At 61.6% G+C, this 23057-nt stretch carries 22 protein-coding genes; 9 read left to right on the forward strand and 13 right to left on the reverse strand.

Translation table 11 applies throughout. The features are described from left to right. The first annotated feature begins 61 nt into the window (after window positions 1–61). The 4 genes from mnmG to GGR20_RS10095 are packed head-to-tail and all read left to right on the forward strand — an operon-like array spanning window position 62 to window position 4276. The gene (mnmG, locus tag GGR20_RS10080; RefSeq protein ID WP_183311122.1) at window positions 62–1924 is read left to right on the forward strand and encodes a tRNA uridine-5-carboxymethylaminomethyl(34) synthesis enzyme MnmG; all 1863 of its coding nucleotides are present in this window, start codon (window positions 62–64) and stop codon (window positions 1922–1924) included. Further along, the gene (rsmG, locus tag GGR20_RS10085; protein WP_183311123.1) at window positions 1925–2572 is read left to right on the forward strand and encodes a 16S rRNA (guanine(527)-N(7))-methyltransferase RsmG; all 648 of its coding nucleotides are present in this window, start codon (window positions 1925–1927) and stop codon (window positions 2570–2572) included. An 18-nt stretch (window positions 2573–2590) separates the two neighbouring features. Next, a complete protein-coding gene (locus GGR20_RS10090; RefSeq protein ID WP_157290077.1) occupies window positions 2591–3391 on the forward strand; it encodes a ParA family protein in 801 nt (266 codons plus the stop codon). 9 nt (window positions 3392–3400) lie between these two features. Next, window positions 3401–4276, forward strand: coding sequence for a ParB/RepB/Spo0J family partition protein (locus GGR20_RS10095; protein ID WP_183311124.1), 876 nt, complete (start codon window positions 3401–3403; stop codon window positions 4274–4276). 80 nt (window positions 4277–4356) lie between these two features. Here the strand turns inward: GGR20_RS10095 and holA are convergent, their stop codons facing one another. Continuing rightward, window positions 4357–5379: a DNA polymerase III subunit delta gene (gene holA / locus GGR20_RS10100; RefSeq protein ID WP_183311125.1), complete on the reverse strand. Its 1023-nt coding sequence runs from the start codon at window positions 5377–5379 to the stop codon at window positions 4357–4359. Next, on the reverse strand, window positions 5380–7989 hold the full coding sequence (leuS, locus tag GGR20_RS10105; RefSeq protein ID WP_183311126.1) for a leucine--tRNA ligase: 2610 nt from the start codon (window positions 7987–7989) through the stop codon (window positions 5380–5382). A gap of 134 nt (window positions 7990–8123) precedes the next feature. Here leuS and GGR20_RS10110 point away from each other — a divergent pair, with 134 nt between their 5' ends. The 4 genes from GGR20_RS10110 to GGR20_RS10125 all read left to right on the forward strand — a co-directional run bounded on the left by GGR20_RS10110 (window position 8124) and on the right by GGR20_RS10125 (window position 10910). Beyond that, window positions 8124–8798 (forward strand): YggS family pyridoxal phosphate-dependent enzyme, encoded by a 675-nt coding sequence (locus GGR20_RS10110; RefSeq protein ID WP_183311127.1) that lies wholly within the window; start codon window positions 8124–8126, stop codon window positions 8796–8798. A gap of 133 nt (window positions 8799–8931) precedes the next feature. Further along, complete coding sequence (locus tag GGR20_RS10115; protein WP_183311128.1) at window positions 8932–9615, forward strand: response regulator transcription factor; 684 nt, start codon at window positions 8932–8934, stop codon at window positions 9613–9615. 113 nt (window positions 9616–9728) lie between these two features. Continuing rightward, window positions 9729–10181, forward strand: a complete 453-nt coding sequence (locus tag GGR20_RS10120; RefSeq protein WP_183311129.1) for a Crp/Fnr family transcriptional regulator — start codon at window positions 9729–9731, stop codon at window positions 10179–10181. A 90-nt stretch (window positions 10182–10271) separates the two neighbouring features. After that, window positions 10272–10910: a DUF930 domain-containing protein gene (locus GGR20_RS10125; RefSeq protein ID WP_183311130.1), complete on the forward strand. Its 639-nt coding sequence runs from the start codon at window positions 10272–10274 to the stop codon at window positions 10908–10910. A 3-nt stretch (window positions 10911–10913) separates the two neighbouring features. Here the strand turns inward: GGR20_RS10125 and GGR20_RS10130 are convergent, their stop codons facing one another. From GGR20_RS10130 to GGR20_RS10150, 5 genes are all read right to left on the reverse strand, one after another. Then, window positions 10914–11726 carry an exodeoxyribonuclease III gene (locus GGR20_RS10130; RefSeq protein ID WP_183311131.1) on the reverse strand — a complete coding sequence of 271 codons (813 nt, stop codon included), beginning with the start codon at window positions 11724–11726 and terminating at the stop codon, window positions 10914–10916. Between the two features lie 207 nt (window positions 11727–11933). After that, window positions 11934–12485 carry a 50S ribosomal protein L19 gene (gene rplS, locus GGR20_RS10135; RefSeq protein ID WP_183311132.1) on the reverse strand — a complete coding sequence of 184 codons (552 nt, stop codon included), beginning with the start codon at window positions 12483–12485 and terminating at the stop codon, window positions 11934–11936. 190 nt (window positions 12486–12675) lie between these two features. Next, complete coding sequence (gene trmD / locus GGR20_RS10140) at window positions 12676–13365, reverse strand: tRNA (guanosine(37)-N1)-methyltransferase TrmD (RefSeq protein ID WP_420827440.1); 690 nt, start codon at window positions 13363–13365, stop codon at window positions 12676–12678. Beyond that, on the reverse strand, window positions 13365–13901 hold the full coding sequence (gene rimM / locus GGR20_RS10145; RefSeq protein WP_183311133.1) for a ribosome maturation factor RimM: 537 nt from the start codon (window positions 13899–13901) through the stop codon (window positions 13365–13367). Before rimM ends, trmD begins: the two co-directional genes overlap by 1 nt. Window positions 13902–13963: 62 nt before the next feature. After that, complete coding sequence (locus GGR20_RS10150; protein WP_183311134.1) at window positions 13964–14557, reverse strand: DUF4893 domain-containing protein; 594 nt, start codon at window positions 14555–14557, stop codon at window positions 13964–13966. 82 nt (window positions 14558–14639) lie between these two features. On the opposite strand from GGR20_RS10150, the gene GGR20_RS10155 reads away from it, so the two are divergent. Further along, window positions 14640–15023, forward strand: coding sequence for a hypothetical protein (locus tag GGR20_RS10155; protein ID WP_183311135.1), 384 nt, complete (start codon window positions 14640–14642; stop codon window positions 15021–15023). Here GGR20_RS10155 and GGR20_RS10160 read toward each other — a convergent pair. From GGR20_RS10160 to GGR20_RS10185, 6 genes are all read right to left on the reverse strand, one after another. After that, a complete protein-coding gene (locus GGR20_RS10160; protein WP_183311136.1) occupies window positions 15017–15457 on the reverse strand; it encodes a metallopeptidase family protein in 441 nt (146 codons plus the stop codon). The genes GGR20_RS10155 and GGR20_RS10160 overlap by 7 nt on opposite strands. Then, on the reverse strand, window positions 15448–16854 hold the full coding sequence (leuC, locus tag GGR20_RS10165) for a 3-isopropylmalate dehydratase large subunit (protein WP_183311137.1): 1407 nt from the start codon (window positions 16852–16854) through the stop codon (window positions 15448–15450). Before leuC ends, GGR20_RS10160 begins: the two co-directional genes overlap by 10 nt. A 110-nt stretch (window positions 16855–16964) precedes the next feature. Continuing rightward, window positions 16965–18290, reverse strand: a complete 1326-nt coding sequence (locus GGR20_RS10170; protein WP_183311138.1) for a lipopolysaccharide biosynthesis protein — start codon at window positions 18288–18290, stop codon at window positions 16965–16967. Window position 18291: 1 nt separating this feature from the next. Continuing rightward, complete coding sequence (locus GGR20_RS10175; protein WP_183311139.1) at window positions 18292–19521, reverse strand: carboxylate--amine ligase; 1230 nt, start codon at window positions 19519–19521, stop codon at window positions 18292–18294. A 199-nt stretch (window positions 19522–19720) separates the two neighbouring features. Then, window positions 19721–21304, reverse strand: coding sequence for a bifunctional phosphoribosylaminoimidazolecarboxamide formyltransferase/IMP cyclohydrolase (gene purH / locus GGR20_RS10180; RefSeq protein WP_183311140.1), 1584 nt, complete (start codon window positions 21302–21304; stop codon window positions 19721–19723). Between the two features lie 106 nt (window positions 21305–21410). Next, window positions 21411–23024 (reverse strand): heparinase II/III family protein, encoded by a 1614-nt coding sequence (locus GGR20_RS10185; protein ID WP_183311141.1) that lies wholly within the window; start codon window positions 23022–23024, stop codon window positions 21411–21413. Between the last annotated feature and the right edge of the window lie 33 nt (window positions 23025–23057).

Raw genomic sequence — 23057 nt, forward strand, 5'->3', positions numbered from 1 at the left:
CGAGCTGGCAATTGATTCACGTGAAACATTGGCCTATGTCTGGCGCCTTGGAGAAATTGCCATGACTGACTATGCCGTCATCATTGTCGGCGGGGGCCATGCGGGCACGGAAGCCGCAGCCGCCTCGGCGCGCCTCGGCGTTCCCACCGCGCTGATCACCCATCGCTTCGATACTATCGGTGAAATGAGCTGCAATCCGGCCATCGGCGGATTGGGCAAGGGCCATCTCGTGCGGGAAATCGACGCCTTGGACGGGCTGATGGGCCGCGTAGCCGACGCGGCAGGCATTCAATTTCGTGTGCTCAACCGGCGCAAGGGTCCCGCTGTCCGTGGCCCGCGCGCCCAGGCCGATCGGAAACTCTATCGGCAGGCAATGCAGGCGACGATCTCGGCGCAGACCAATCTCGATGTAATCGAAGGGGAAGTTGACGACCTCCAGGTCACCGACGGGCGGATCAGTGGCGTCATACTCCTCGACGGTCGTCGAATCAGCACCAGTTCCGTCGTTCTCACCACGGGAACGTTTCTGCGCGGATTGATCCATCGCGGCGAAGAAACCGTGCCGGCCGGCAGGATCGGCGAAAAGCCGGTTCTGGGTCTCTCGACCCGGCTGGAAGGGTTGGGTCTGCAATTGGGTCGGTTGAAAACCGGCACGCCGGCCCGGCTGGATGCCACCAGCATCAATTACAGGGTGCTCGAAGCGCAGCCTGGCGACAATCCGCCTGAAGCGTTTTCAGCACTAACCGCTGCTATCACTACGCCGCAGATTTCTTGCCATATCACGCGCACGACGGCTGAGACCCACCGGATCATCCAGGACAATTTGCATCGCTCGGCGATGTATTCAGGCCGCATTCAATCGCGCGGCCCGCGCTATTGCCCGTCGATCGAGGACAAGGTGGTGCGCTTTGCCGATCGGAACAGCCACCAGATCTTTCTCGAGCCCGAAGGGCTTGACGATCAAACCGTCTATCCGAATGGACTTTCGACCTCGTTGCCGGCAGAGGTGCAGGAGGCTTTCCTCCAGTCGATGCCGGGCCTGGAATCGGTACGAATCATTCGCCCGGGCTATGCGATTGAGTATGATTACGTCGATCCGCGAGAGTTGAAGCCGACGCTGGAGGTCAGGAAGCAGCCAGGCCTCTTTCTCGCCGGCCAGATCAATGGCACCACTGGCTATGAAGAAGCTGGCGCTCAGGGCCTGTTGGCCGGCGCCAACGCCGCATTGGCAGCCAAGGGCGAAGGAGCGCTGGTGCTGTCGCGGACGGAAAGCTATCTCGGTGTCATGGTTGATGATCTGGTAACGCGGGGGGTGAGTGAACCCTATCGGATGTTCACGTCGCGTGCCGAGTTCCGGCTGCATTTGCGGGCCGACAATGCCGATCAACGCCTGACTGCTTTGGGGCTGGAGCGCGGGCTGGTTGGCGCGGAACGCGGCGATATTTTCTCCAAGCGCACGGCAAACCTGAGCAGCGCTCGTAGCTTGCTGCGGAGCCTGTCCGTGTCGCCTAGCGAGGCGCGCAAAGCCGGCCTGGCCGTGAATGAAGATGGCAAGCGGAGATCAGCGTTTGATCTGCTTTCCTATCCCGATCTGGAGCTAGCTGATCTAACCAGGCTCTGGCCTGAACTGATGTCGATTGATGCGGCCGTTGCCGAACAAGTGTCAATCGACGCTCAGTATGCAGTCTATCTGGACCGACAAAAGTCCGACATCGAGGCCGTTCGTCGCGATGAGCAGCGAACGATACCAGAGGCGCTGGACTACATGGCAATCCCGGGCCTGTCCATGGAACTGCGTCACAAATTGGCGAGCGCCCGGCCGCAAACTATTGCGCAAGCCCAGGCAATGGACGGCATGACCCCGGCGGCTATTACACTGCTTCTGGCGGTAATTCGCCGCGGCGCCCTCTCCAAGGCAAGCTGAATGGTAGACATCGAGGCCATCCTACCCTATGGACCGGTTTTTTCACGACCGGTTGATGAGGTGGCGCGCGATCTGGAATCCTATGCCAAACTCCTGGCGAAATGGCAGTCTGTGCAGAATCTGGTTTCACGTGAAACATTGACTCACATCTGGACCCGGCACTTTGCTGACAGCCTGCAGGTCCTCAGTTTGACGACCGAGGATGATCGGCTGTGTCTTGATATCGGCAGCGGCGGCGGGTTTCCCGCGCTCCCTATGGCCATTGCCAGCAAAGGCACCGATCGCCAGTTCGTCCTGATCGAGCCGACGGCCCGCAAAGTCAGCTTTCTTCGCACCGTAGCGCGAGAACTAGGGCTCAACGTGACGGTAATCGGACGTCGCAGCGACCAGGTTGATTCACGTGAAACAGGCGTGCCGGACGTCATTACCTCCCGCGCTTTGGCCGCCATGCCCCAATTGTGCGGTTGGATGGCGCCATTTTTCGGTCCAAACAGCAGAGCCTTGCTGCATAAAGGACGGGAACATGTTGAAGAGCTCGTGGAATCGGGTGCGCAGTGGCATCATGACGTGCTAGTAAGGGTGAGTGACACAGATCCCGGCGGCGTGATCCTGACGATTACGAATCTGCGCCGGAAAACAATGCGTTAGCGGCACACGGAGGCCAATTTGGCACCCCGGATATTGACTTTGGCCAATCAGAAGGGCGGCGTCGGCAAGACGACGACTGCCATCAATCTGGCAACCGCCCTGGCGGCCATCGGTGAACGCGTCCTGATCGTCGATCTCGATCCGCAGGGGAATGCGTCCACCGGTTTGGGCATTTCGCGCACGGATCGCGCCCTGTCAGCCTATGATGTGCTTGTGGGTGAGGCCAGCGTGCCGCAGGCTGCGGTGATGACCAGCGTGCCCAATGTGGCGATCGTGCCGTCTACCATGGACCTGCTCGGCGTCGAGCTGACCATTGCAGATCAGGCCGATCGCGCCTTTAAGCTACGAAACGCGTTCAAAAATCTGGATGAGTTGCGGCTGAACGATCAATCTATCAGCTATATTCTGATCGACTGCCCGCCCTCGCTGAATTTGCTGACGGTCAACTCCCTAGTAGCTGCCGACGCGGTGCTGGTGCCGCTGCAATGCGAGTTCTTTGCACTCGAAGGGCTGAGCCAGTTGCTGCAGACCATCGAACAAATTCGCTCAACGCTTAATCCGCGCCTGTCTATACAGGGCGTCGTGATGACCATGTTCGACAAGCGCAACAATCTGTCCGAGCAGGTGCTGAACGATGTGCGTAGCGAAATGGGCGAACTGGTTTATGAGACGGTGATACCGCGCAATGTGCGGCTGAGTGAGGCGCCGTCCTACGGCAAGCCGGCTTTGCTTTATGATCTGAAATGTGCGGGAAGCCAGGCCTATCTTCGCCTTGCCACCGAAGTAATCCGTCGTGAGCGACGGTTGAATGCTGCCTAGGAGCTCAATATGACCGACAAACCAACCCGACTGGGCCGAGGCCTTGCCGCCCTGATTGGTGATATGGCGGTGGTTGAAGGTGCGCGGGTGACCGAGTCATCTGGTGGCAGCAAGCGCCTCCCGGTCGATTTCATCATTGCCAATCGGGCTAATCCACGGCGCAGCTTCGACGCCGAACAGCTTGAAGAACTGACCAACTCAATTCGGGAAAAGGGCGTTATGTCGCCCTTACTGGTAAGGCCCACTGATGATCCGAATATTTTCGAGCTTATCGCCGGTGAGCGGCGTTGGCGGGCGGCTCAGAAGGCCGGCCTGCACGATGTACCGGTCATCGTCCGAGAGGTCGATGACAAGGAAGCGCTTGAGCTGGCCATTATCGAGAATGTGCAGCGTGCTGACCTGAACCCGCTTGAAGAGGCCCTGGGATATGGGCAGCTGATCGAGCAGTTTGAATATACCCAGCAGGACCTGGCCCAGGTCATCGGTAAGTCGCGCTCGCACGTCGCCAATACGCTGCGCCTGCTCAAGTTGCCCGAAGATGTGCGGGGCATGGTTTCGGGTGGCACCTTGACCGCCGGACACGCCAGAACATTGATTACAGCCGAAGATCCTGCTGCCCTTGCCCGCCAAATCGTTGACAAGGGGCTGTCGGTGCGTGAGGCGGAGGCGCTTAGCCAACAGCGCGATCTGCCCAAGCGCAAGCCCGTTGCGGAGCATGCGCAGCGCGATGCGGACACGCTGGCGCTGGAAAGGCGCTTGGCCGATGCGCTCGGGTTGAGCGTCGCACTCAACCATTCAGAGCGCGGCGGGAAGGTTGAAATTCGCTATAAGACGCTGGAGCAGCTTGATGATATCTGCCTCCGCCTGACTGGTCGCACCAACTAACAGCCTGATATCAAAACTGTTCCACGTGAAACCGCCGCTTTTGGGGAGGTTTTTTCGTGCACGTTGCAGGTCGTTGCCGACTAGTGCGTGGCGGCCATCATGCAGAGGGCGAGCGTGGTGCGACGCAGGATAGCGTCGGCTAGTGCCGGCTTGCGGCGCGAATCTGAAACGCCTTGCAGCAAACGTTCTATAGCCTGGGAGAGGGCAGGGTCGGTCCATAGACGCAATTGTTGCTCCAGAGCTCCGATGCGCGAGAAATGCGGCTTGGGCCGTTGGCCGTCGAGGACCGCTCGGGCCGTTTTGCCGGTATCGACCTGGGTCCGCCAGCGGCGAAGATTGGCGAAGTGATTGGTCAGCATGGCCAGCAATTGCTGCGGATTGACATTGGCCGCCAGGGCCCGGTTCAGGGCCAGTTCCAGTTTTTCCGCATGGCCACCGCCGGTGGCGTCGAGAATGGCGTCGATGGCCAAGGCGCCGTTGTCGGCGCAGAGCAGCAGCACATCCTCACGCGTCAACGCCTTGCTTGACGCGGCGTAGAGGGTCAGCTTCTCCAGCTCGCGCCGGGTCACTTCCCGGTCGTTGCCAAGTATTTCGCGCAAGGTCGGCACAACGTCGCTATCGGCGCGGATACCGGCCTGGTTGAAGGTCTCGCGCATCAGCGCCATCAGGGTTTCATCCGAATCCGGGTAGCAGGGCAGGGCGCGGCCGAGCTTTGACGCCTCTACTAGCGAGCGCAGCGCATCGCGCGGGGTGAGATTGTCGGCCTCGAGCACGATGGCCGTGCCTCCGGGGTCATCCCGCAGCTCGGTGAGCGGCATGACCAGCGCCTTGGTGGCATTGCGTACCCGGATGATGCGCTTGCCACCAAATAGCGAGACTGAGCGGGCCTCCAGCACCAGTTGCGAGGGATCGGAAGCCAGCTCCGGCCCGTCAAATATAGTGACATTGGCAGACGCTGGATCCTCGCCGCTCAAATGGCGAATCAGGCGTTGCGCGGTTTCGCGCACCAGGCCGCCATCCGGCCCATAGGCGAGAAAGATCCCCTCGCTGAGATCGGGACGCGCCAGGTAGCGCGCCACTTCGTGGGCCTTGAGGGCCGTCATCTAGACGACGATGTTGACGATGCGGTTGGGCACCACCACCACCTTTTTCGGAGCCTTGCCGTCCAGCGCCTTCTGGACGATCTCCAGGGCGAGCACCAGGGCTTCCACCTCGGTCGCCGGCATGTCCTTGGCGACATTGATCTCGCCGCGACGCTTGCCATTGAGCTGGATCGGGAGGGTCACCTCATCGTCGACCAGCATGGCCGGATCCACCTCGGGCCACAGTGCGTCAGCGACAAGTCCTTGTTTTCCGAGTACTTCCCAACAGCTTTCGGCCAGATGCGGCATCATCAGATTGACGAGTTGGACCAGCTTTTCGACGCCGTCGCGCAAGGTCGGCGTGAGATCGGTGGCCGACTTGCTCTCCTTTGCCTTAACCAGGGCATTGGTCAGCTCATAGATGCGAGCGACGGCGCGGTTGAAACCGAGCCCTTCAATATCCTGGGCAACGCCGGCGACGGCGCGATGAACGATCTTGCGCAGCGCCACCGCATCAGGCTTTTCTTGCGAAACAGTCCCCGAAGATTGTTCGGAAAGTTCGACCGTGTCGTTGACCAGCCGCCAGATGCGTTGCTGGAAGCGGCTGGCCCCTTCGACGCCGGACTCGGTCCATTGCACATCGCGCTCCGGCGGGGAATCGGAGAGCATGAACCAGCGGGCCGTATCGGCGCCATAGCTGCGCACGATCTCATCGGGGTCCACAACGTTCTTCTTGGATTTGCTCATCTTCTCGACCGAACCGATGGCAATCGGCGCGCCGCTGGTTGCGTGACGGGCGGTGCGAGTGTCGCCCTCGGTCTCGATGATAATGTCGGTGGGCGGCACCCATTCGCCCTTGTCGCCCTTGTAGGTTTCGTGGGTCACCATGCCCTGGGTGAACATGCCCTTGAACGGCTCGTCGATGCCCACATGGCCGGTCACCTTCATGGCGCGGGTGAAGAAGCGCGAATAGAGCAGGTGCAGGATCGCGTGCTCAATGCCGCCGATATATTGATCCACCGGCAGCCAATGATTGGCGACATCGGGGATGGTGGGCGTATCGGCTTGGGGTGCGGTGAACCGGGCGAAATACCAGGACGAATCTACGAAAGTGTCCATGGTATCGGTCTCGCGACGCGCGGCCGCGCCACATTGCGGACAATGGACATGCTTCCAGGTCGGGTGGTGGTCGAGCGCATTGCCTGGCTTGTCGAAGGTAACATCCTCAGGCAACACCACTGGCAGATCCTTTTTGGGCACGGGAATGGTGCCGCAGACCTCGCAATGGATCACCGGAATGGGGCAGCCCCAATAGCGCTGACGGGAAATACCCCAGTCGCGCAGGCGGTAATTGACCTCGACCTTGCCCTGCGGCTTACCATCGACCGTGCGGGCAGCGAAATGATCGGCGATCCGTGTCTTGGCGTCTTCGATGGTCAGGCCATCGAGAAAGTCCGAGTTGAAGATGTTACCGGCGTCAACATAGGCTTCGTTGGCAATCGAGAAGCTAGCTGGATCGGCGTCCGGCGGCAGGACCACCGGGGTGACCGGCAGATCATATTTGCGGGCGAAATCTAGATCGCGCTGGTCGTGTGCCGGGCAGCCGAACACCGCGCCGGTGCCGTAGTCCATCAGCACGAAATTGGCGACATAGACGGGCAGGGTTTCACCCTCGACGACAGGATGCTTGACGCGCAGACCGGTGAACACGCCCTTTTTCTCGGCCCTTTCGAGCGTTTCGGTGGCAGTGCCCTGGCGATGGAATTCGGCGATGAACTCGGTGAGGGCCGGATTGTCCTTGGCCAATTGCGCCGTCAAAGGGTGGTCGGGCGAGAGCGCGATGAAAGAGGCGCCAAAAATCGTGTCCGGTCGCGTGGTGAAGACGTCGATGCTCTTGGCATCTGTCTTCTCGCTGGCCTCGAGTTCGAACAACAGCCGCAGGCCTTCGGACTTGCCGATCCAGTTGCGCTGCATGACGCGCACTTTTTCCGGCCAATCCGTGAGACCATTGAGGGCTTCGAGTAGTTCCTCGGCGAAGTCGGAGATCCTGAAGAACCATTGGGTCAGCTCGCGCTGCTCGACCACGGCGCCGGAGCGCCAGCCCTTGCCGTCGATCACCTGCTCATTGGCGAGCACGGTCATGTCGACCGGGTCCCAGTTGACCTTGGAGCTCTTGCGGGTCACCAGGCCCGCTTCGAGCATGTCGATGAACATGGCCTGCTGATGCTTGTAATAGTCGGGCGAACAGGTGGCGATTTCGCGCGTCCAGTCGATCGACAGGCCCATCGATTTGAGCTGGGCCTTCATCGCCTCGATGTTCTGATAGGTCCAGGCACCGGGATGGGTCTTGCGCTCGATCGCGGCATTTTCCGCGGGCAGGCCGAACGCGTCCCAGCCCATGGGGTGCAGCACATTCTTGCCGCGGGCACGGTGATAGCGCGCCACCACATCGCCCATGGCGTAATTGCGCACATGGCCCATATGGATGCGGCCCGAAGGGTAGGGGAACATCTCAAGGACATAATAGGGATCGCGCGGATCGTCATTTGTGGTGACGAAACTCTTGTTCTCGTCCCACACCTTCTGCCATTTCGGTTCGCTTTCGCGCGGATTGTAGCGTTCGCCGCTCACGTGATGGTCGTCCTTGCAAGATTTCACGCCTGGCCCGCCGCAAATGGCGGCACAGCTTGCGTTTTTGAGGGTTTTTGGCTACCCGGACCATCACCAGAAATCCCTTGCTAGGTCAACAGATACGGGGCCGGAACATGGCTGATCGCGCTGAAAGCGCCGCAACGCGCCTCGACTATATCCGCACGCGCATGGAAAAAGCCCGCCGCCGTTTCGGCGCTCCGCCCGATGCAGTGGAACTGGTTGCCGTTTCCAAAACCTTTTCGGCCGACGCCATCGAGCCCTATATCGCGGCGGGTCAGCGCGTATTCGGTGAGAACCGGGTGCAGGAGGCCAAGGAAAAATGGCTTGGGCTGCGCGAGAAATATGCCAATCTCAGCCTGCATCTGATCGGACCGCTGCAGTCGAACAAGGCGCGTGAGGCGGTCGCTCTGTTCGACGTCATCGAATCGGTTGATCGGGAGAAGATCGCGGCCGCCCTGGCCGCAGAAATGGTCCGGGCGGAGCGGCATCTGCCTTGTTTCGTGCAGGTCAATATTGGCGGCGAAGAGCAAAAGGCCGGTGTGCCAGTCGACGAGGCAGTGGCGTTTGTGCACCGTTGCCGCGAGGTACATGGGCTCAATATTGTCGGACTGATGTGCATCCCACCCGATGGCCAGCCAGCCGGCCCCTATTTTGCGCATCTGGCTCAGCTGGGTCGGGCGGCAGATGTCGAGCAGCTTTCCATGGGCATGAGCGGCGACTTCGAAACCGCCATTGCCATGGGTGCCACCTATGTGCGGGTGGGCTCGGCGCTGTTCGGCAAGCGCTAGGCGCCGCCTGCAACTTTTCATCCGGTAAGCGCGTTGCTCAAGCGGAAATAACGCCGTTGTGATTCGCTGATCAAAAACGGGTCGCAATAGTGTGAACTTGGTCGGTAAGTCACGGAAAAGACCGGAGAAAACAATGAACAAGCGACGCATCCTAGTCGTAGATGACGACGCGGACCTGCGCCAGACCCTGGTTGAACAACTCAAGGGCGAGCCTGATTTCGATGTTCTCCAGGCCGGAACGGCCAATGAGGCGCTCAAGGCAGTGCGCGAACATAATGTCGAGTTGACTATTCTCGATGTCGGCCTGCCGGACATGGACGGCCGCGAGGCGGTTCGGATGATGCGCCAGGAGGGTTACAACAGCCCCGTGCTGATGCTGACTGGTCATGACACCGACGCTGACGAAATCAAGGGTCTTGAGGCTGGGGCCAATGACTATCTGACCAAGCCATTCCGCTATCCGGTGCTGCTTGCCCGGATCAATGCGGCGCTGCGTCAGCGAGATCAAAGCGAAGACGCGGTCTTTACCATCGGGCAATACAGCTTCCAGCCTGCGGCCAAAGTGCTTGAGACCAATGAGGGGATCAAGGTGCGCCTGACCGACAAGGAGACTTCCATCTTGAAGTATCTTTATCGCCAGGGGCCCAAGACCATCACGCGCGATGTGCTGCTGAAGGAGGTCTGGGGCTACAATAACCGGGTCACCACCCATACGCTGGAAACCCATATCTACCGGTTGCGGCAGAAGATCGAGCGCGACCCCTCCAATGCGCGGCTTCTCGTGACGGAGGACGGGGGCTACCGTCTCGTCCCCTGAGCGGCGCAAAGCCTTTCATTTCCTGCCCGAACCAGACTATAGCTTGAGCCGGAACAGTCGCCCGCAGCCAGCGGGCGGCGCAATTTGGCGCTTTGGGTCTGGGGCATATGAGAATGGACGACGCGGCCGGGGTCTTGGCTCGGGCCGATTTCTTCGACATCTGCGACGACGAGCAATTGCGCATGCTCGGCTTTGCGGGCGATCGCAAGCATTTCGATGCCGATGCGGTCATCTACAAGGCTGGCGATGTGCCCAGCGGCGCCTATGTGCTGATCGAGGGGACCATAAAGGCCAAGCATGAAGGCGCCGAGGCTGGCAAGCCCTATGCCCTCTCCGAGCCAGGCAGCGTCATTTCCCCCACTTCGTTGATCCTGGAAAAGCCCCGTCCGGTGACTTTTACCGCCGTGACAGACTGCGAATTGCTGTTCGTGCCCCGTACCGCGTTTCTCAAGCTGGCGCGGCAGAACCCTGATCTGGCCGCGCGCGCCGCGCAACGCATCGAGCAGGAACTGGGCCGCTATATGCATGCGCTTGAGCCGCTCAAGGGCAAGATGAGGGGCGGTTAGCCTCATCGCAAAACTGCCGCAAATGCTCTTCATGTCACGGTGGTGGAGCGGGCCAGAACAGCGCGGACAGGGTCAGGGCGCAGTCTGGCTGTGCTGGCGGCTTCGGTTGGCCTGCATCTGTTGTTCGCCCTCGTACTGGCTCTGCTGGCGATCCCTGAACCGTTTGCGCCCACCGAGACGGGCAGCATAGCGGTCGAGCTCTTGTCCGAGGCCGACTATGCCGAGCTGGTTGCCCCGGAGCCGGCCCCGGAAATGCCACATCTTGAGCCGGTATCTCCCGAATTCAGGCCGAAGGCGCAAGCGGAGCCGGCCGTCGTAGCCGGAGAGGGTGGCATGGTAGCGGCGACTGAATTCTTTGCCGCCGACATTCTCAATGATCCGTCCCACCGCGAGGTGCAGCAGAATTTCCCGTTGCTTGCCAGCCGGGAGCAAGTCATCCAATTGTGCAATATCGAAGCGCTTGAGCAATTGCGGGACCATGGAGTGGCCGACAATCCCGATGCCCTGGTGGGCTATGCCTTTGATGGCATCGCGGTGGCCGGGTTGTCCTTGGAAGCTAACGGTGGCGCCTTTCGTGCTGCTGGCCGATGGCACCGCATCCGCTATCACTGCGAAGTGGCCCCGGATATCCGAAGCGTTTCCCAGTTTTCATATGCTGTGGGCGCGTTGGTGCCGGAGAGCCAGTGGGAAGCTCACTTTCTCAATTCCGATGATGATTGGCTGGATTAGGCGTCAGGGTCGCACGAAACGGGCGATCACCGGCACGTGGTCAGAAGGCTTTTCGGTCCAGCCGCGGGCCGGCTTGATGATTTCGGCGCCCACCGAGCGCTCGGCAACATCGGCGGTGGACCAGATATGGTCGAGCCGCCGGCCGCGGTTCGAGGCTTCCCAGTCCTTGCCGCGATAGCTCCACCAGGAATAGATCTTGGTGTCGTGGGGCACATGCTTGCGTACCAGATCGGTCCAGCCGTGACCGCCATTGAGGATAGCGTCGAGCGCTTCGGTTTCAATTGGGGTGTGGCTGACGACCTTTAAAAGCTGCTTGTGGCTCCAGACGTCATTTTCATGCGGAGCAATGTTGAAGTCGCCGGCGATCAGGTGGCCGCGCTGAAATACGGGCTCGGCGAACCAGGTCTTGAGCTCGTCGAGAAACCCCAGCTTATGCTTGAATTTGGGGTTGATCTCGGGGTCGGGCTCATCGCCCCCGGCGGGGATGTAGAAATTGTGGAGGGTAAAGGGGCCGTGGCCCAGGTCGACGAGCGCGGAAACGTGGCGCGACTCTTCAATTTCGCAGAAGACGCGGCGGGACACATCGGTCAGCGGGAATTTCGAGACAATGGCGACGCCGTGATAGCCCTTCTGGCCGTGTACGGCCATGTACGGGTAGCCGGCTTCAATGAAGGCGTTCCGGGGAAACTGGTCATCGGTGCATTTGATTTCCTGCAGCATCAGCACGTCAGGCTGATATTGCGCCAGAAAATCGAGCACCATGGGTAGGCGCAAGCGCACCGAATTGATGTTCCAGGTGACGACGGAATGGGTCATAGGGCGTCCGGGGAATCGGGTCTTGGCGAGTTGTGCCCCGTTATCGCCAAGGCGGGAGCACGGGTAAAGCCGGAAATGGCGTTGGGGCGACAGGAACTGTCAGCAGCGTTTCACGTGAATCGCATTGGCTCTGGCAAGGTGCGCCAGCAACCAGCAAAAAGCCCGGCACAGAGGCCGGGCTTTTCAATTCTCGGAGCGCTGGGGCTCTTATTCGCTCTTGGCTTCTTCGCCTTCAGCGGCAGCGGCCTGTTCGGCGGCAGCAGCAGCGGCGGCGGCTTCGGCGTCCTTCGCAGCCTGTTCAGCGGCGAAAGCCTCGGCAGCAGCGATCTTCTCGGCTTCGCGGGCTTCCTTGGCGGCCTGGGCGGCGGTGCGCTCGGCGTCCTGGATCTTCTTGGTACGCGAATTGGTCGATTCGAAAATACGGGCCGACTTACCGCGACGATCACGCAGGTAGTACAGCTTGGCACGACGGACCTTACCGCGCTTGATCACTTCAATCGAAGCGATATTGGGCGAGTAGAGCGGGAATACGCGTTCCACGCCTTCGCCATAGGAAATCTTGCGGACAGTGAAGCTCTGCATGATGCCACCGCCGGAGCGGGCAATCACGACGCCTTCATAGGCCTGCGTGCGTTCCTTGTCGCCTTCGCGAATCTTGACCCATACCTTGACGGTGTCGCCATGGGAGAATTCGGGATGTTCGCGCTGGGTGGCGAGGGCCGCGACCTGTTCGGCCTCGATCTGTTCGATAATGTTCATTTTTCGATCCGTTCTGATCTTTTCATAGGGACGACTCCTTGGCGGGCCTTTGCGGCCCCGTCGTCCGGTCTTGGTTGGTAACGGAAGGGCAGTCTTCTTGGTCTTGCCGTATGCCGGTCCGATACGCCTAGCACACGAATGGGCGGCTCATAGGGGAAAACGGGGCAAGAGTCCAGCACCAATGCCAGTTTCAGCGCTCTTTGACCGGCAACAGGTCCGGCCGGCGCGCCGCGGTCAGCGCCAGTGATTGCTCGTGCCGCCATTTTGCTATTTTCCCGTGATCGCCCGAGGTCAGCACTGCGGGGATTTCTCGTCCTTCAAAGCTTTGCGGCCTGGTGTATTGCGGATATTCGAGCAGGCCGTTTTCGAAGCTTTCCTCGTCACGGCTGTCCAGCGCGCCGAGCACGCCGGGAATAAGCCGTACGACGGCCTCGAGCAGCACCATGGCGGCCACTTCGCCGCCGGCCAGCACATAGTCGCCGATGGAGATTTCCTCGAGATTGCGGGCCTCGATGACGCGCTGGTCCACTCCCTCAAAGCGGCCGCAGACGATGATAGCACCGGGCCCGGTGGCCAGTTCATGGGCCCGGGCCTGGGTGAGCGGGGTGCCGCGCGGCGACATCAGGATGCGGGGGCGCAGATCCCCTGCCGGGGCGATGGTGTCGATGGCCCTGGCCAGAATATCGGGTTTGAGCACCATGCCAGCGCCGCCACCCGATGGCGTGTCGTCCACGGTGCGGTGGCGATCAGGCGCGAAGTCGCGCAACTGGGTGGCCTGCAGGGCCCATAGGCCCTCATTAAGGCCGCGTCCCAGTACGGAAGCCCCCAGCGGCCCGGGAAACAGCTCGGGGAAGAGGGTAATGATATCGGCCGAAAACATCAGTCCGGCTCTTCCTCACCGGGCTCGGCGTCGAGCGGTGGGGCAATGACCAGATAGCCATCGGCAACCCGGATGAGAGGAACGACGGCCTTGGTGAAGGGATAAAGAAAACTGTCGCCCGAGCGTTCATCGCGCACCTCCAGGATGTCTCCGGCGCCGTGATCGTAGATGGCGCTGACCACGCCGATCGACACGCCGTTGTCGAGACGGGCATCGAGCCCGATCAAGTCGGCGTGGTAGAAATCGTCCTCATCCTCGATTTCCGGCAGGCGGTCGCGCTCGACATAAAGCTCGACGCCATTCAGCGATTCGGCGGCATTGCGGTCGCGCACGCCTTCGATGCGGGCAATCAGCACGGTCTTTTGCAGCCGCGCCGATTCAATGGTGATGACCAGCCCCGGCCGATTGGTCTCGAGGGGCCCGTAATCAGCAATCGCCTCCGGGTCCTGGGTGTGGGAGGCGATGCGCACCTCGCCCTTGATGCCATGCGCGGCGCCGATCGTGCCCATCAGAATGCGAGAGGAAGTATCTGCCATCGGCCTTCTCTTTGTTGTTGGTATGGCTCCATAGCAGCGCCACCGGTAGGCGCAAGGGCCCGTCAGCGTGCCGGCACCAGTTCGATAACGTCATGGGTCGATTCAAAGCGCGGAAATGGCAGTTCCAGGCGATAGCGCACGGGCTTGCCGTCGACCTTGTAGAGGCAACCGACCTGGCTGCGATCCCCTTCCTCCTGATAGGGACGGGGATCCTCGTCTCCATAGTGAAGCGCACCCCGATAGAAATGGCCGCCAGCGTCGGTCGCGAGCAGATCGCCGCTGAACCGTTGCGATCCGGTAAGCTTTTCAATCTTCGTGCCGCCCTGGGCAACAACGCAGTCGAAATAGCTGTAGGCAGTCAATGGCAGTAAACCGCCGAGCTTGATGGTGCGGCAGCGATAGTTTCCGTCCGGCACCGGAGCCTGGGGAGCAATGCCGGGTGCGAACAAAAGCGAGACCAGTTCGCGATCTGCGGCACTCTCGGCGCGCAAGGCTTCGGCCAGCCCCCTGGTTCGGGCTATTCCAAGACCGTCCATGCGATCCGCATCGAACGGACTGATCGAGGCATTGTCAGGAACCGCGCAGGCGAGCGGGGCAATAGCGGGCAGCGCAGCGAGCATGGCAAGGGCGATAGCGGAGGATCGAAACAGTCTCATCCGTGTCTCCTTTGGAGCTTTGGCAGGGAACCTTGCACGCCATGGGGTCTTACTCAAGCAAAGCCAGATTGGAGAACTCGCCATGTCCCAGATCCTGACCGACCGTGAAGCCATTCGCCAGTGGGTCGCCGCGCGGGGCGGCAATCCCATTCTGATGGACGTGCCCGATGGCTCGCAGAACCGCACCGTGCTGCAGCTGACCTTTGGTCAGCACGCCCTGAACAGCGACGGCAATGAGGGCCCCGACCGGGTTGGCGGGTTCCATCTCGTCAGCTGGGAAGAATGGTTTACCGCGCTCGAAGAAGGGGGACTGGCGCTCAAGGTGTCCGACGATCCTGCCGGTGGTAATGAAGCTGAATTCGAGTTTGTGGCGCGGGAAGAGGCTGACCGCGAAAGCACCGACGCGGCCCAGAAACCGGCCTCGATCGTAACCGAGGGACCAAATCTGGCCAATCGCGGCTACTGATCCTGTTCCTCGGCGTCGGCGAGAGCTTCCAGGGCCTCCATGTCCGCGTCGGAAAAACCGAAATGGTGTCCCAGTTCGTGGATCAGCACATGGGTGACGATTTCGCCCAGGGTATTGTCGTCGTGTTCGGCCCAATAGTCGAGAATGGCGCGGCGGTAGAGATAGACCGTATTGGGCATCTGGCCGGTCTGGGGCGTGGCGCCGTCTTCTGTCAGGCCAACGCCGGAAAACAGCCCCATCAGCTCGAACGGGCTTTCCATGCCGAAGTCTTGAAGGATTTCGTCCTCGGCGAATTCGGCCACTGAGCAGGTGACGTCGGCCGCTAGAGAGGCAAAAGGCTCCGGCAGGTCGGCCAGTGCCGCGCTCGCCAGAGCCTCTAGATCATCCAATGTCGGGGCATAGAGCCCCGACCAGTCTGTCTTGCTTAGTGCCACTCGCGGATGTCGACGAAGTGACCGGCAATGGCAGCCGCAGCGGCCATGGCAGGGGACACCAGATGGGTGCGGCCCTTGAAGCCCTGTCGACCCTCGAAATTGCGATTGGACGTAGAGGCGCAGCGTTCGCCGGGCGCCAGCTTGTCCGGGTTCATCGCCAGGCACATCGAGCAACCTGGCTCACGCCACTCGAAACCGGCATTCTTGAAGACCACATCGAGGCCTTCGGCCTCTGCCTGGGCCTTCACCAGACCCGAACCGGGGACGACCATGGCCGAAACGTGGCCCGCCACCTGCTGCTCACCGATGACGGCAGCGGCGGCACGCAGATCTTCGATGCGGCCATTGGTGCACGAGCCGATAAAGACCCGGTCGAGCTTGATGTCAGTGATCGGGGTGCCGGGCTTCAATCCCATATAGTCCAGCGCCCGCCACTTGGAGGCGCGCTTGTTTTCATCGGCAATGTCGTCGGGATTGGGCACAGCGCCGGTAACCGAGATCACGTCTTCGGGCGAGGAGCCCCAAGAGACGATCGGCGGCAGATTGGCGGCGTCGAGCACCACGACCTTGTCGTAATGGGCGCCTTCGTCGGTGTTCAGCGTCTTCCAGTAGTCCAGCGCCATATCCCAGGCCTTGCCGGTTGGCGCGCGCGGCCGATCCTTGACGTAGGCGAAGGTTTTTTCATCCGGTGCGATCAGGCCGGCGCGGGCGCCGCCTTCAATGGTCATGTTGCAGACCGTCATGCGGCCTTCCATCGAGAGCGAGCGAATGGCTTCGCCAGCAAATTCGATCACATGGCCGGTGCCGCCTGCGGTGCCGATCTCCCCGATAATGGCCAGGATGATGTCCTTGGCCGTAACGCCGGGGGGCAATTGCCCGTCGACGCGCACCAGCATGTTCTTGGCCTTTTGCTGGATCAGCGTCTGGGTGGCGAGCACATGCTCGACTTCCGAGGTGCCGATGCCATGGGCCAGGGCGCCAAAAGCACCATGGGTCGAGGTGTGCGAGTCGCCGCAGACAATGGTCATGCCGGGCAGGGTGAAGCCCTGTTCCGGGCCAACGATGTGCACAATGCCCTGACGATTGTCGAACGGGTCGTAATATTCGATGCCGAAATGCTTGGTGTTGTCGGCCAGCGCGGCGATCTGCACGGCGCTTTCCGGATCGGGATTGGGCAGAGACCGATCGGTGGTGGGCACATTGTGGTCGACCACGGCCAGCGTCCGCTCAGGATGGCGCACCGTGCGGTTGTTCATCCTCAGGCCCTCAAAGGCCTGCGGGCTGGTCACTTCGTGCACCAGATGCCGGTCGATATAAAGCAGGCTGGTGCCGTCCTCGTTGTTCTGGACCAGATGGTCGTCCCAGATCTTGTCGTAGAGCGTGCGGGCCTTGGTCATATCCGTAGGTTCCGGGGCAGGAATGAAAGATTGGAGTGGTTCTAAGCCCAAGCCGGGGCGGGGGTCAAGCAGAACCGTACTCGCGGGTACGGTGGCGGGTGTCGATCAGGCTATCTAGCGCCAATGACACTCCAAAAGCCCAGACGGCGGCGTACCAGCCAGACCATGGCAATGGTCGCCAGGCAGATGGTGATCGTGGTGCCAATAGCCGCCCCAAGAGAACCGAGGTGTAAGATCAGTAGGAAATCGAGCACGATGGCCAGAGCGGCACAGCCGGACAGAGCGAGCGCCAGATGGTTCTGCTCGCCCGTCATCAGCAGCAGGAACTTGGTTGGCCCGGCCGCAGCCTGCACTACCAGCCCGACCAGCAGGATCATCAGCAGTGGACTGGCGCTGACAAAGTCGGGACCGAACAGGCCGAGGGCCAGGGGGGCGCCGGCTGCCATCAGCAGCGCTGCCAGCAGGGTCGGCCAGAAGGACCAGACGACAAACTTCTTTACCAGCGCGGTCAGCTCGTCATGGCGGCCAGCGGCATGGAGGCGGGCGAGCTGGGCGCTGGAAATCGCCGAGATGGCGAACATGACATAGGACACCAGCGCCGCCAGGCGCGAGGCGGCGTAAAAGGCGCCTCCGGCTTCGGGGCCGGAAATGGCGTTGACCAGCATGACGTCGATGCTGGTGACCAACATGAAATAGCCGTCAACCGCGACGATGGCCCAGGAGCCCCCCAGCCAGGCACGCGGTTCGTAGCGCGGCGGTCCCTCCAGTATCGAACCGAGATGGTGGCGGATCACGCCCCATTGCACGGCCCAGGTCAGCAGCAGGGCGACAAGCATCGCCCAGATGGCGGTGGGGGCATTGACGGATAAGCCCAGCGCGTGGAATGCGCCCAGCGTTGCAAGGAAGAGAACAGGCCGGAGCATGAAGCTGGGGAAGTAGGCGAGCCAGGCCGGCCCGTCGGCGCGGGCAATGCCTTTACCGATATCGACCTGGGCGAATAGTGGAATGCAGAGACAGCCAATGAGCAGCGCCTCCTTCTGCCCACCGGTCAGACCGAGCGCGGCGCTGGAGACCAAAGTGGCGATCAATGCTGTTGCCAGCAGGCTGATGGCGAAGACGGCAAGCTGTGAGAAGATCACGATGCCCTTGACGCCCGCGCGGTCCTGCCGTTCGAGCGCTCCCGCGGCAAAACGGGTGGTGGAGCTGGCCATGCCCAGTTGCACCAAGGTCCCGGCCAATGTCACCCAGACCCAAGCATTGGAAAAAATACCGAACTCGACCAGCCCCATCCATCGGGCAATCACCAATTGTGAAAGGAAGGTCACCAGCGACCCGCCAATCCGGACCCCGAATGAGAGAATGGCGTCGCCGCCCCCGCCCTGTTTGAAGGCGAGGCGCCGCAGTCGCGCCATCGAGCCGAGGGGGACGTCGCTCATCTCAGCCCGACTTTCTTTGAACGCGTCGCTCAAGATCTGGCTCGGCGCGGCGAAGCGCCCTGTTTTTGGCAATTCTGGGCGCCATTTTCAGCTGCGCTAGTGCGGGACCCAGATCATGGCGCACGAAGGTATCGGAACGCTCGCGGCCCAATGCCCAGCTCACAGGCTGCAGGGCGAAGCCGGCAAGGCGATGCAGCGCCTGTGGCCATTGGCCGGGGGCGGTGCGAAAGGTCATGGCTATAGCGTGCAGGTCGCGCAGAAAATTTCGCCCGCGCAATCCGACCCGATAATCCACTTGGGGGCGCGTGCGGCCCTCAACGTGTTGCTCGAACAGGTAAAGGGGAAAATCGACTCCGGATGCGACGGCCAGAGGAAGGGAGCCCCAGAGGCGGGCATTAACCTCGATTAGAATGAAGTTTCCTGTTCGATCCTGGCGGAATTCGACCATCGCAACGCCGTCCAGATCGGTTGCGGCCGAGATCGCTCTCGCCGCCGCGTGCAGGCGCGGGTCAATCGCTTCGCTGATCCGCAGTGAACTGCCGCCTTCAGTGCCGGTCTCACCCAGCCGCCGATGCTGAAAGGCCTGGCTGATGACCCCGTCCCTGGCCAAGACGGACAGGCCAAGCCCGTCCCCGTCAAAGTAGCGTTCGGCCAGCACGCCCTCGCGGGTCGGGACAGTGGCCAGAAAGGCCTCGAGTTCAGCGATCGTGTTGACCTGGACGACGCCGTTGCGAGCGGTCAGATTGGCCAGGTGATACGACCGGGTTTGCTTGATCAGAAGCGGCAGGCCGAGCTCCGCCACAAGGCTTTGGGCGCTGTCATCGTCCCGCACTGGGCGCCCCGGGGCAGTGGGCACGCCGAGCCGGGCGCAGAGTTCTCGGGTCTTTTGCTTGTCGTTGAGAACGTCCAGCGTGCCATGAGCCGGAAGCGCGATGGTCTGATCGGCGAAGCGATCCCGGTTCTGATCGAGCGGCAGCATGGATCGCTCGCAGCAGGGCAGGAGCAGATCGAAACGCTGCTGATCGAGCAGATGCCGCAGTTCATCGAGCCAGGCGCCGGGATTGTCGCTGTAGCGCGGGAGATGGTGAACACCGCTTACATAGCGTGACCGCATCGTTGGGCTGTTCCAATTGAACGGCGCCAGGTGCACAGCAATGCCCGCCCGCCCCAGCGAACGCACCGCCGTCAGGACGCTGCGGTCATCATCGCCAAATATGAGAACCTTTCTCATCAGCCGCACTGCCCCACAAGCTGACGGGCAGAAGCCGAAAAGCCAAATGATTCAATGTTCCCGACTTGCATCTTGCGTGCCTTTTCTTCGCCGCGCTTGAGCCTACGCGGCGTGAGAAGTGTGACACAGGCGGGATCAAGAAGGTCTTACCGAAACCGGCCAGCAAAATTACAATCTGGTAACTTTCCGGTCACCTTGCCTAATGCCGGAAATGGCGCATGCCGGTCATCACCATGGCGATGCCAGCGGCGTCTGCAGCGGCGATCACCTCTTCGTCGCGCATGGATCCACCGGGCTGGATCACGGCGGTGGCGCCGGCTGCAACGAGCGCTTCCAGGCCATCGGCGAAGGGGAAGAAGGCGTCGGAGGCCACGACCGACCCGTGGGTCAGAGCCCCGTCGATACCGGCGGCCTCGGCAGCGTCGATCGATTTGCGATGCGCCACGCGAGCGGAGTCCACCCGACTCATCTGCCCGGCGCCAATACCGGCGGTGGCGCCGTCCTTGACGTAAATGATGGCATTGGACTTGACGTGCTTGGCCACCTTGGCGGCCAGCTTCAAATCCACCAACTCCTGTTCGGTCGGCTGGCGCCTGGTGACGACTCGCAATTCACAATCATCGACATTACGATTGTCGCGACCCTGGACCAGCAGGCCGCCGGATACCGATTTTACCGTCAAACCGTCGGCCTTGGGGTCGGCGACACCGCCAGTCAGCAGCAGGCGCAGATTCTTCTTGGCGGCGATGATCTCCTGCGCCTCGGCGCTCGCGGACGGCGCGACAATCACCTCGGTGAACACCTTGACGATTTCGGTGGCAGTCTCGGCGTCGATTTCGCGATTGGTGGCGACAATGCCGCCAAAGGCCGAGACCGGATCAGTCCGCAAAGCCTTGAGATAGGCGGATTTAAGATCATCGGCCACAGCCACGCCACAGGGATTGGCATGCTTGATGATGGCCACGGCAGCGGTCTCGGCAGGATCGAACTCAGAGACCAGCTCGAAGGCGGCGTCGGTATCGTTGATATTGTTGTAGCTCAGGGTCTTGCCCTGCACCTGGGTAGCGGTGGCAACGCCGGGGCGCTCCTCGCCAGTCTTGTAGAAGGCGGCCCATTGGTGAGGGTTTTCGCCATAGCGCATGACTTCGCTCAACGTGCCGGCAAAGCTGCGATAATTGACATCGGCAAAGTCGATCTCGCGGGCGAACCAGCTCGAGATGGCGCTGTCATAGGCGGCAGTGCGAGCATAGGCCTTGGCGGCAAGGCGCTGGCGCAGCGCGAAGGGAATGCCTCCCGATTTGATGGCTTCAAGAATGACCGGGTAGTCGGCCGGGTCGACCACGACGGTAACGAAGGCATGGTTCTTGGCCGCCGAGCGCACCATGGCCGGGCCGCCAATGTCGATATTCTCGATGATCTCGTCATAGCTGGCGCCGGAGGCGACGGTCTTCTCGAATGGATAAAGATTGACCGCAACCAGATCGATCGGGCCGATTTCGTGTGCGTCCATCGCAGCCTGGTGTTCGGGATTGTCGCGTACCGAGAGCAAGCCGCCATGCACCTTGGGGTGCAGCGTTTTGACCCGGCCGTCCATCATTTCGGGAAAACCGGTCAGATCGGAAATATCGCGCACCGGCAGGCCGGCCTCGCTGATCAGGCGATGGGTGCCACCGGTCGAGACCAGTTCAACCCCGGCTTCGGACAGGCCGCTGGCGAAATCGGCCATGCCGGATTTGTCGAATACCGAAAGCAGTGCCCGACCGACACTTACCGTCTTGCCCATGAGATCTGTCTCGCGCTTTTCAGAAAATGGAGGATTTCGCGGCTGCGCTAGCACGAGACGGTCAAAACGCCAATCGCTTTGCGTTCCTTAGGCCCGGATTTGCGCACTATTGCTGTTCGAGCGTGAAGATCCAGGCCACTTCAGTGGTGCTGGTGACATCGGTTTCGAGCACGAGCTGCCGTGTGCGGTGAAAGCCCAGATAGGCCGATTGGCGAACGCTGTCATCTTCGCGAAGCTGGGCCCCCTCCCAGAGAAAACTCCAGGTCACCCCATTGGGCAGCACCAGCCGGGCAATGCCCTCTCCGGTGGTGCGCCGCACCTTGACGCTCGGCGCCAAGTGAAAGCGCAGGGACATCAGGCCCCGCGGTTCGCCAGAGGGGACGATCCGGTCCTGTCCCACCAGCGTCGTACCGCCCGAAAGCAGGGTCAGCCGCCGCTCGATCTCGACGCCATAGCGCGAGGCGTAGCCGGCGCTGGTCATGGTCAGCATGTGCTCGGCTGTATCGATGGACATGGCTGGGACGTCGGTCCGGCGCTGCCGGTGATCGGGGCCTTCCGCATCCAGGGTGGGGGCAGAATGGGCCACGGTCTGGCGAAACAGCTCGCGGCTCTCGGGCAGGTCGGAGGGTGCGGGGCCGCAACTGCCCACGACCAGTTCGCTGCCATGGGCAAACTCGAAGGCCAGGGCGCTGTCATGGGCCTCGCCATCGAAGCCCGGCGGGGGCCGCAAGCCGCTATCGGCGATCACCACGGTGTCGCCGGCCCGAACGATGCCGTAGCCGCCGATGAGCCGGGAGCGGCGCGAGGCGGAGGGGCCATTGGCCTGTACCGCTACCAGGATATCGTGCGGCACCTGTCCGCAGCCGTTGAAATAGATCGGCTCGCCGCTCGGCAGCGTCAGGGCGTCGAGGGCCTCGTGCATGCGGTCGATGCGATTGGTCAATTCTGCCATGACCGGGCTGCCATGGCGTCCAATGGCGCGGCGGAGGCTGGCCAGTTCGACCAGCAAGGCAAGTTGCTGACGCGGATTGCGCGACAGGTGCAGACCATCACTGTCAAGCTGCTGGGCGAGCAGGCCATCGAGCCGGGCGACATTGGTGTCGATATCGGGCACGTCGTCCAGATTGCACAATTCGGCCCCCAACAGGCCAATGGCGGCAAACAGCGCCTCGATCGGATCGGCAGCCAGCGGCCCACGGACGCGCAGGCTTTGCACCTGGGTGCCCAGGCTGCGCTGGATGGTGCGGGTCTGGTCGGGCGTGGCGCCGTCCAACACCAGCGTCAGGTGGCGCAGCCAATTCAACACGCGCTGAGCCGTCAGCGTCAGCGTCCAGCTATCGGCCTCGAACTGACCTTCGCGGCCGATCCAGTCGAGCACCAGCGTGCGGGCGAAGAGCTTTTCGCCCGGATCGCGGCAATCGCGGAAATGTCTGAGCCAGGAGAAACTGTGGAGATTGTTCCACCAATCGGGATGCTCGACATCGAGCGAAAAGGGCGAGGCGCCGCCGGTTTCAAATAGTTTGGAGGCAAGCAGATAGCGTCCGGACATCATTTCGCGCACCGCTTCGCGGTCCGCGGGACGGAAGTCGGGGAGGTCGCCGGCATAGGCGTGATCGGCCTGGCCGCGCCAGGTCCAGCGCAGCAATGGCATGGTGACCACGCTGTCGGCCAGACCGAGCGCCAATTTGCGCCCAGCCGGAACCAGCCGTCCATTCACCATTGCCTTCCCCCCAGATCTGGGGAGAAGGCCATC

The sequence above is a fragment of the Devosia subaequoris genome (assembly GCF_014197055.1).
GTDB classification, from domain to species: Bacteria; Pseudomonadota; Alphaproteobacteria; order Rhizobiales; family Devosiaceae; genus Devosia; species Devosia subaequoris.

Coding starts and splice junctions, on each gene's coding strand:
- GGR20_RS10170 (WP_183311138.1), bottom strand. CDS start 18,290: ATGAGCGACGTCCCCCTCGGCTCGATGGCGCGACTGCGGCGCCTCGCC.
- trmD (WP_420827440.1), bottom strand. CDS start 13,365: ATGTTTTCGGCCGATATCATTACCCTCTTCCCCGAGCTGTTTCCCGGG.
- GGR20_RS10130 (WP_183311131.1), bottom strand. CDS start 11,726: ATGACCCATTCCGTCGTCACCTGGAACATCAATTCGGTGCGCTTGCGC.
- rplS (WP_183311132.1), bottom strand. CDS start 12,485: ATGAACATTATCGAACAGATCGAGGCCGAACAGGTCGCGGCCCTCGCC.
- GGR20_RS10120 (WP_183311129.1), top strand. CDS start 9,729: ATGGACGACGCGGCCGGGGTCTTGGCTCGGGCCGATTTCTTCGACATC.
- GGR20_RS10115 (WP_183311128.1), top strand. CDS start 8,932: ATGAACAAGCGACGCATCCTAGTCGTAGATGACGACGCGGACCTGCGC.
- holA (WP_183311125.1), bottom strand. CDS start 5,379: ATGACGGCCCTCAAGGCCCACGAAGTGGCGCGCTACCTGGCGCGTCCC.
- GGR20_RS10175 (WP_183311139.1), bottom strand. CDS start 19,521: ATGAGAAAGGTTCTCATATTTGGCGATGATGACCGCAGCGTCCTGACG.
- rsmG (WP_183311123.1), top strand. CDS start 1,925: ATGGTAGACATCGAGGCCATCCTACCCTATGGACCGGTTTTTTCACGA.
- purH (WP_183311140.1), bottom strand. CDS start 21,304: ATGGGCAAGACGGTAAGTGTCGGTCGGGCACTGCTTTCGGTATTCGAC.
- GGR20_RS10185 (WP_183311141.1), bottom strand. CDS start 23,024: ATGGTGAATGGACGGCTGGTTCCGGCTGGGCGCAAATTGGCGCTCGGT.
- GGR20_RS10110 (WP_183311127.1), top strand. CDS start 8,124: ATGGCTGATCGCGCTGAAAGCGCCGCAACGCGCCTCGACTATATCCGC.
- leuC (WP_183311137.1), bottom strand. CDS start 16,854: ATGACCAAGGCCCGCACGCTCTACGACAAGATCTGGGACGACCATCTG.
- GGR20_RS10150 (WP_183311134.1), bottom strand. CDS start 14,557: ATGAGACTGTTTCGATCCTCCGCTATCGCCCTTGCCATGCTCGCTGCG.
- rimM (WP_183311133.1), bottom strand. CDS start 13,901: ATGGCAGATACTTCCTCTCGCATTCTGATGGGCACGATCGGCGCCGCG.
- GGR20_RS10095 (WP_183311124.1), top strand. CDS start 3,401: ATGACCGACAAACCAACCCGACTGGGCCGAGGCCTTGCCGCCCTGATT.
- mnmG (WP_183311122.1), top strand. CDS start 62: ATGACTGACTATGCCGTCATCATTGTCGGCGGGGGCCATGCGGGCACG.
- GGR20_RS10155 (WP_183311135.1), top strand. CDS start 14,640: ATGTCCCAGATCCTGACCGACCGTGAAGCCATTCGCCAGTGGGTCGCC.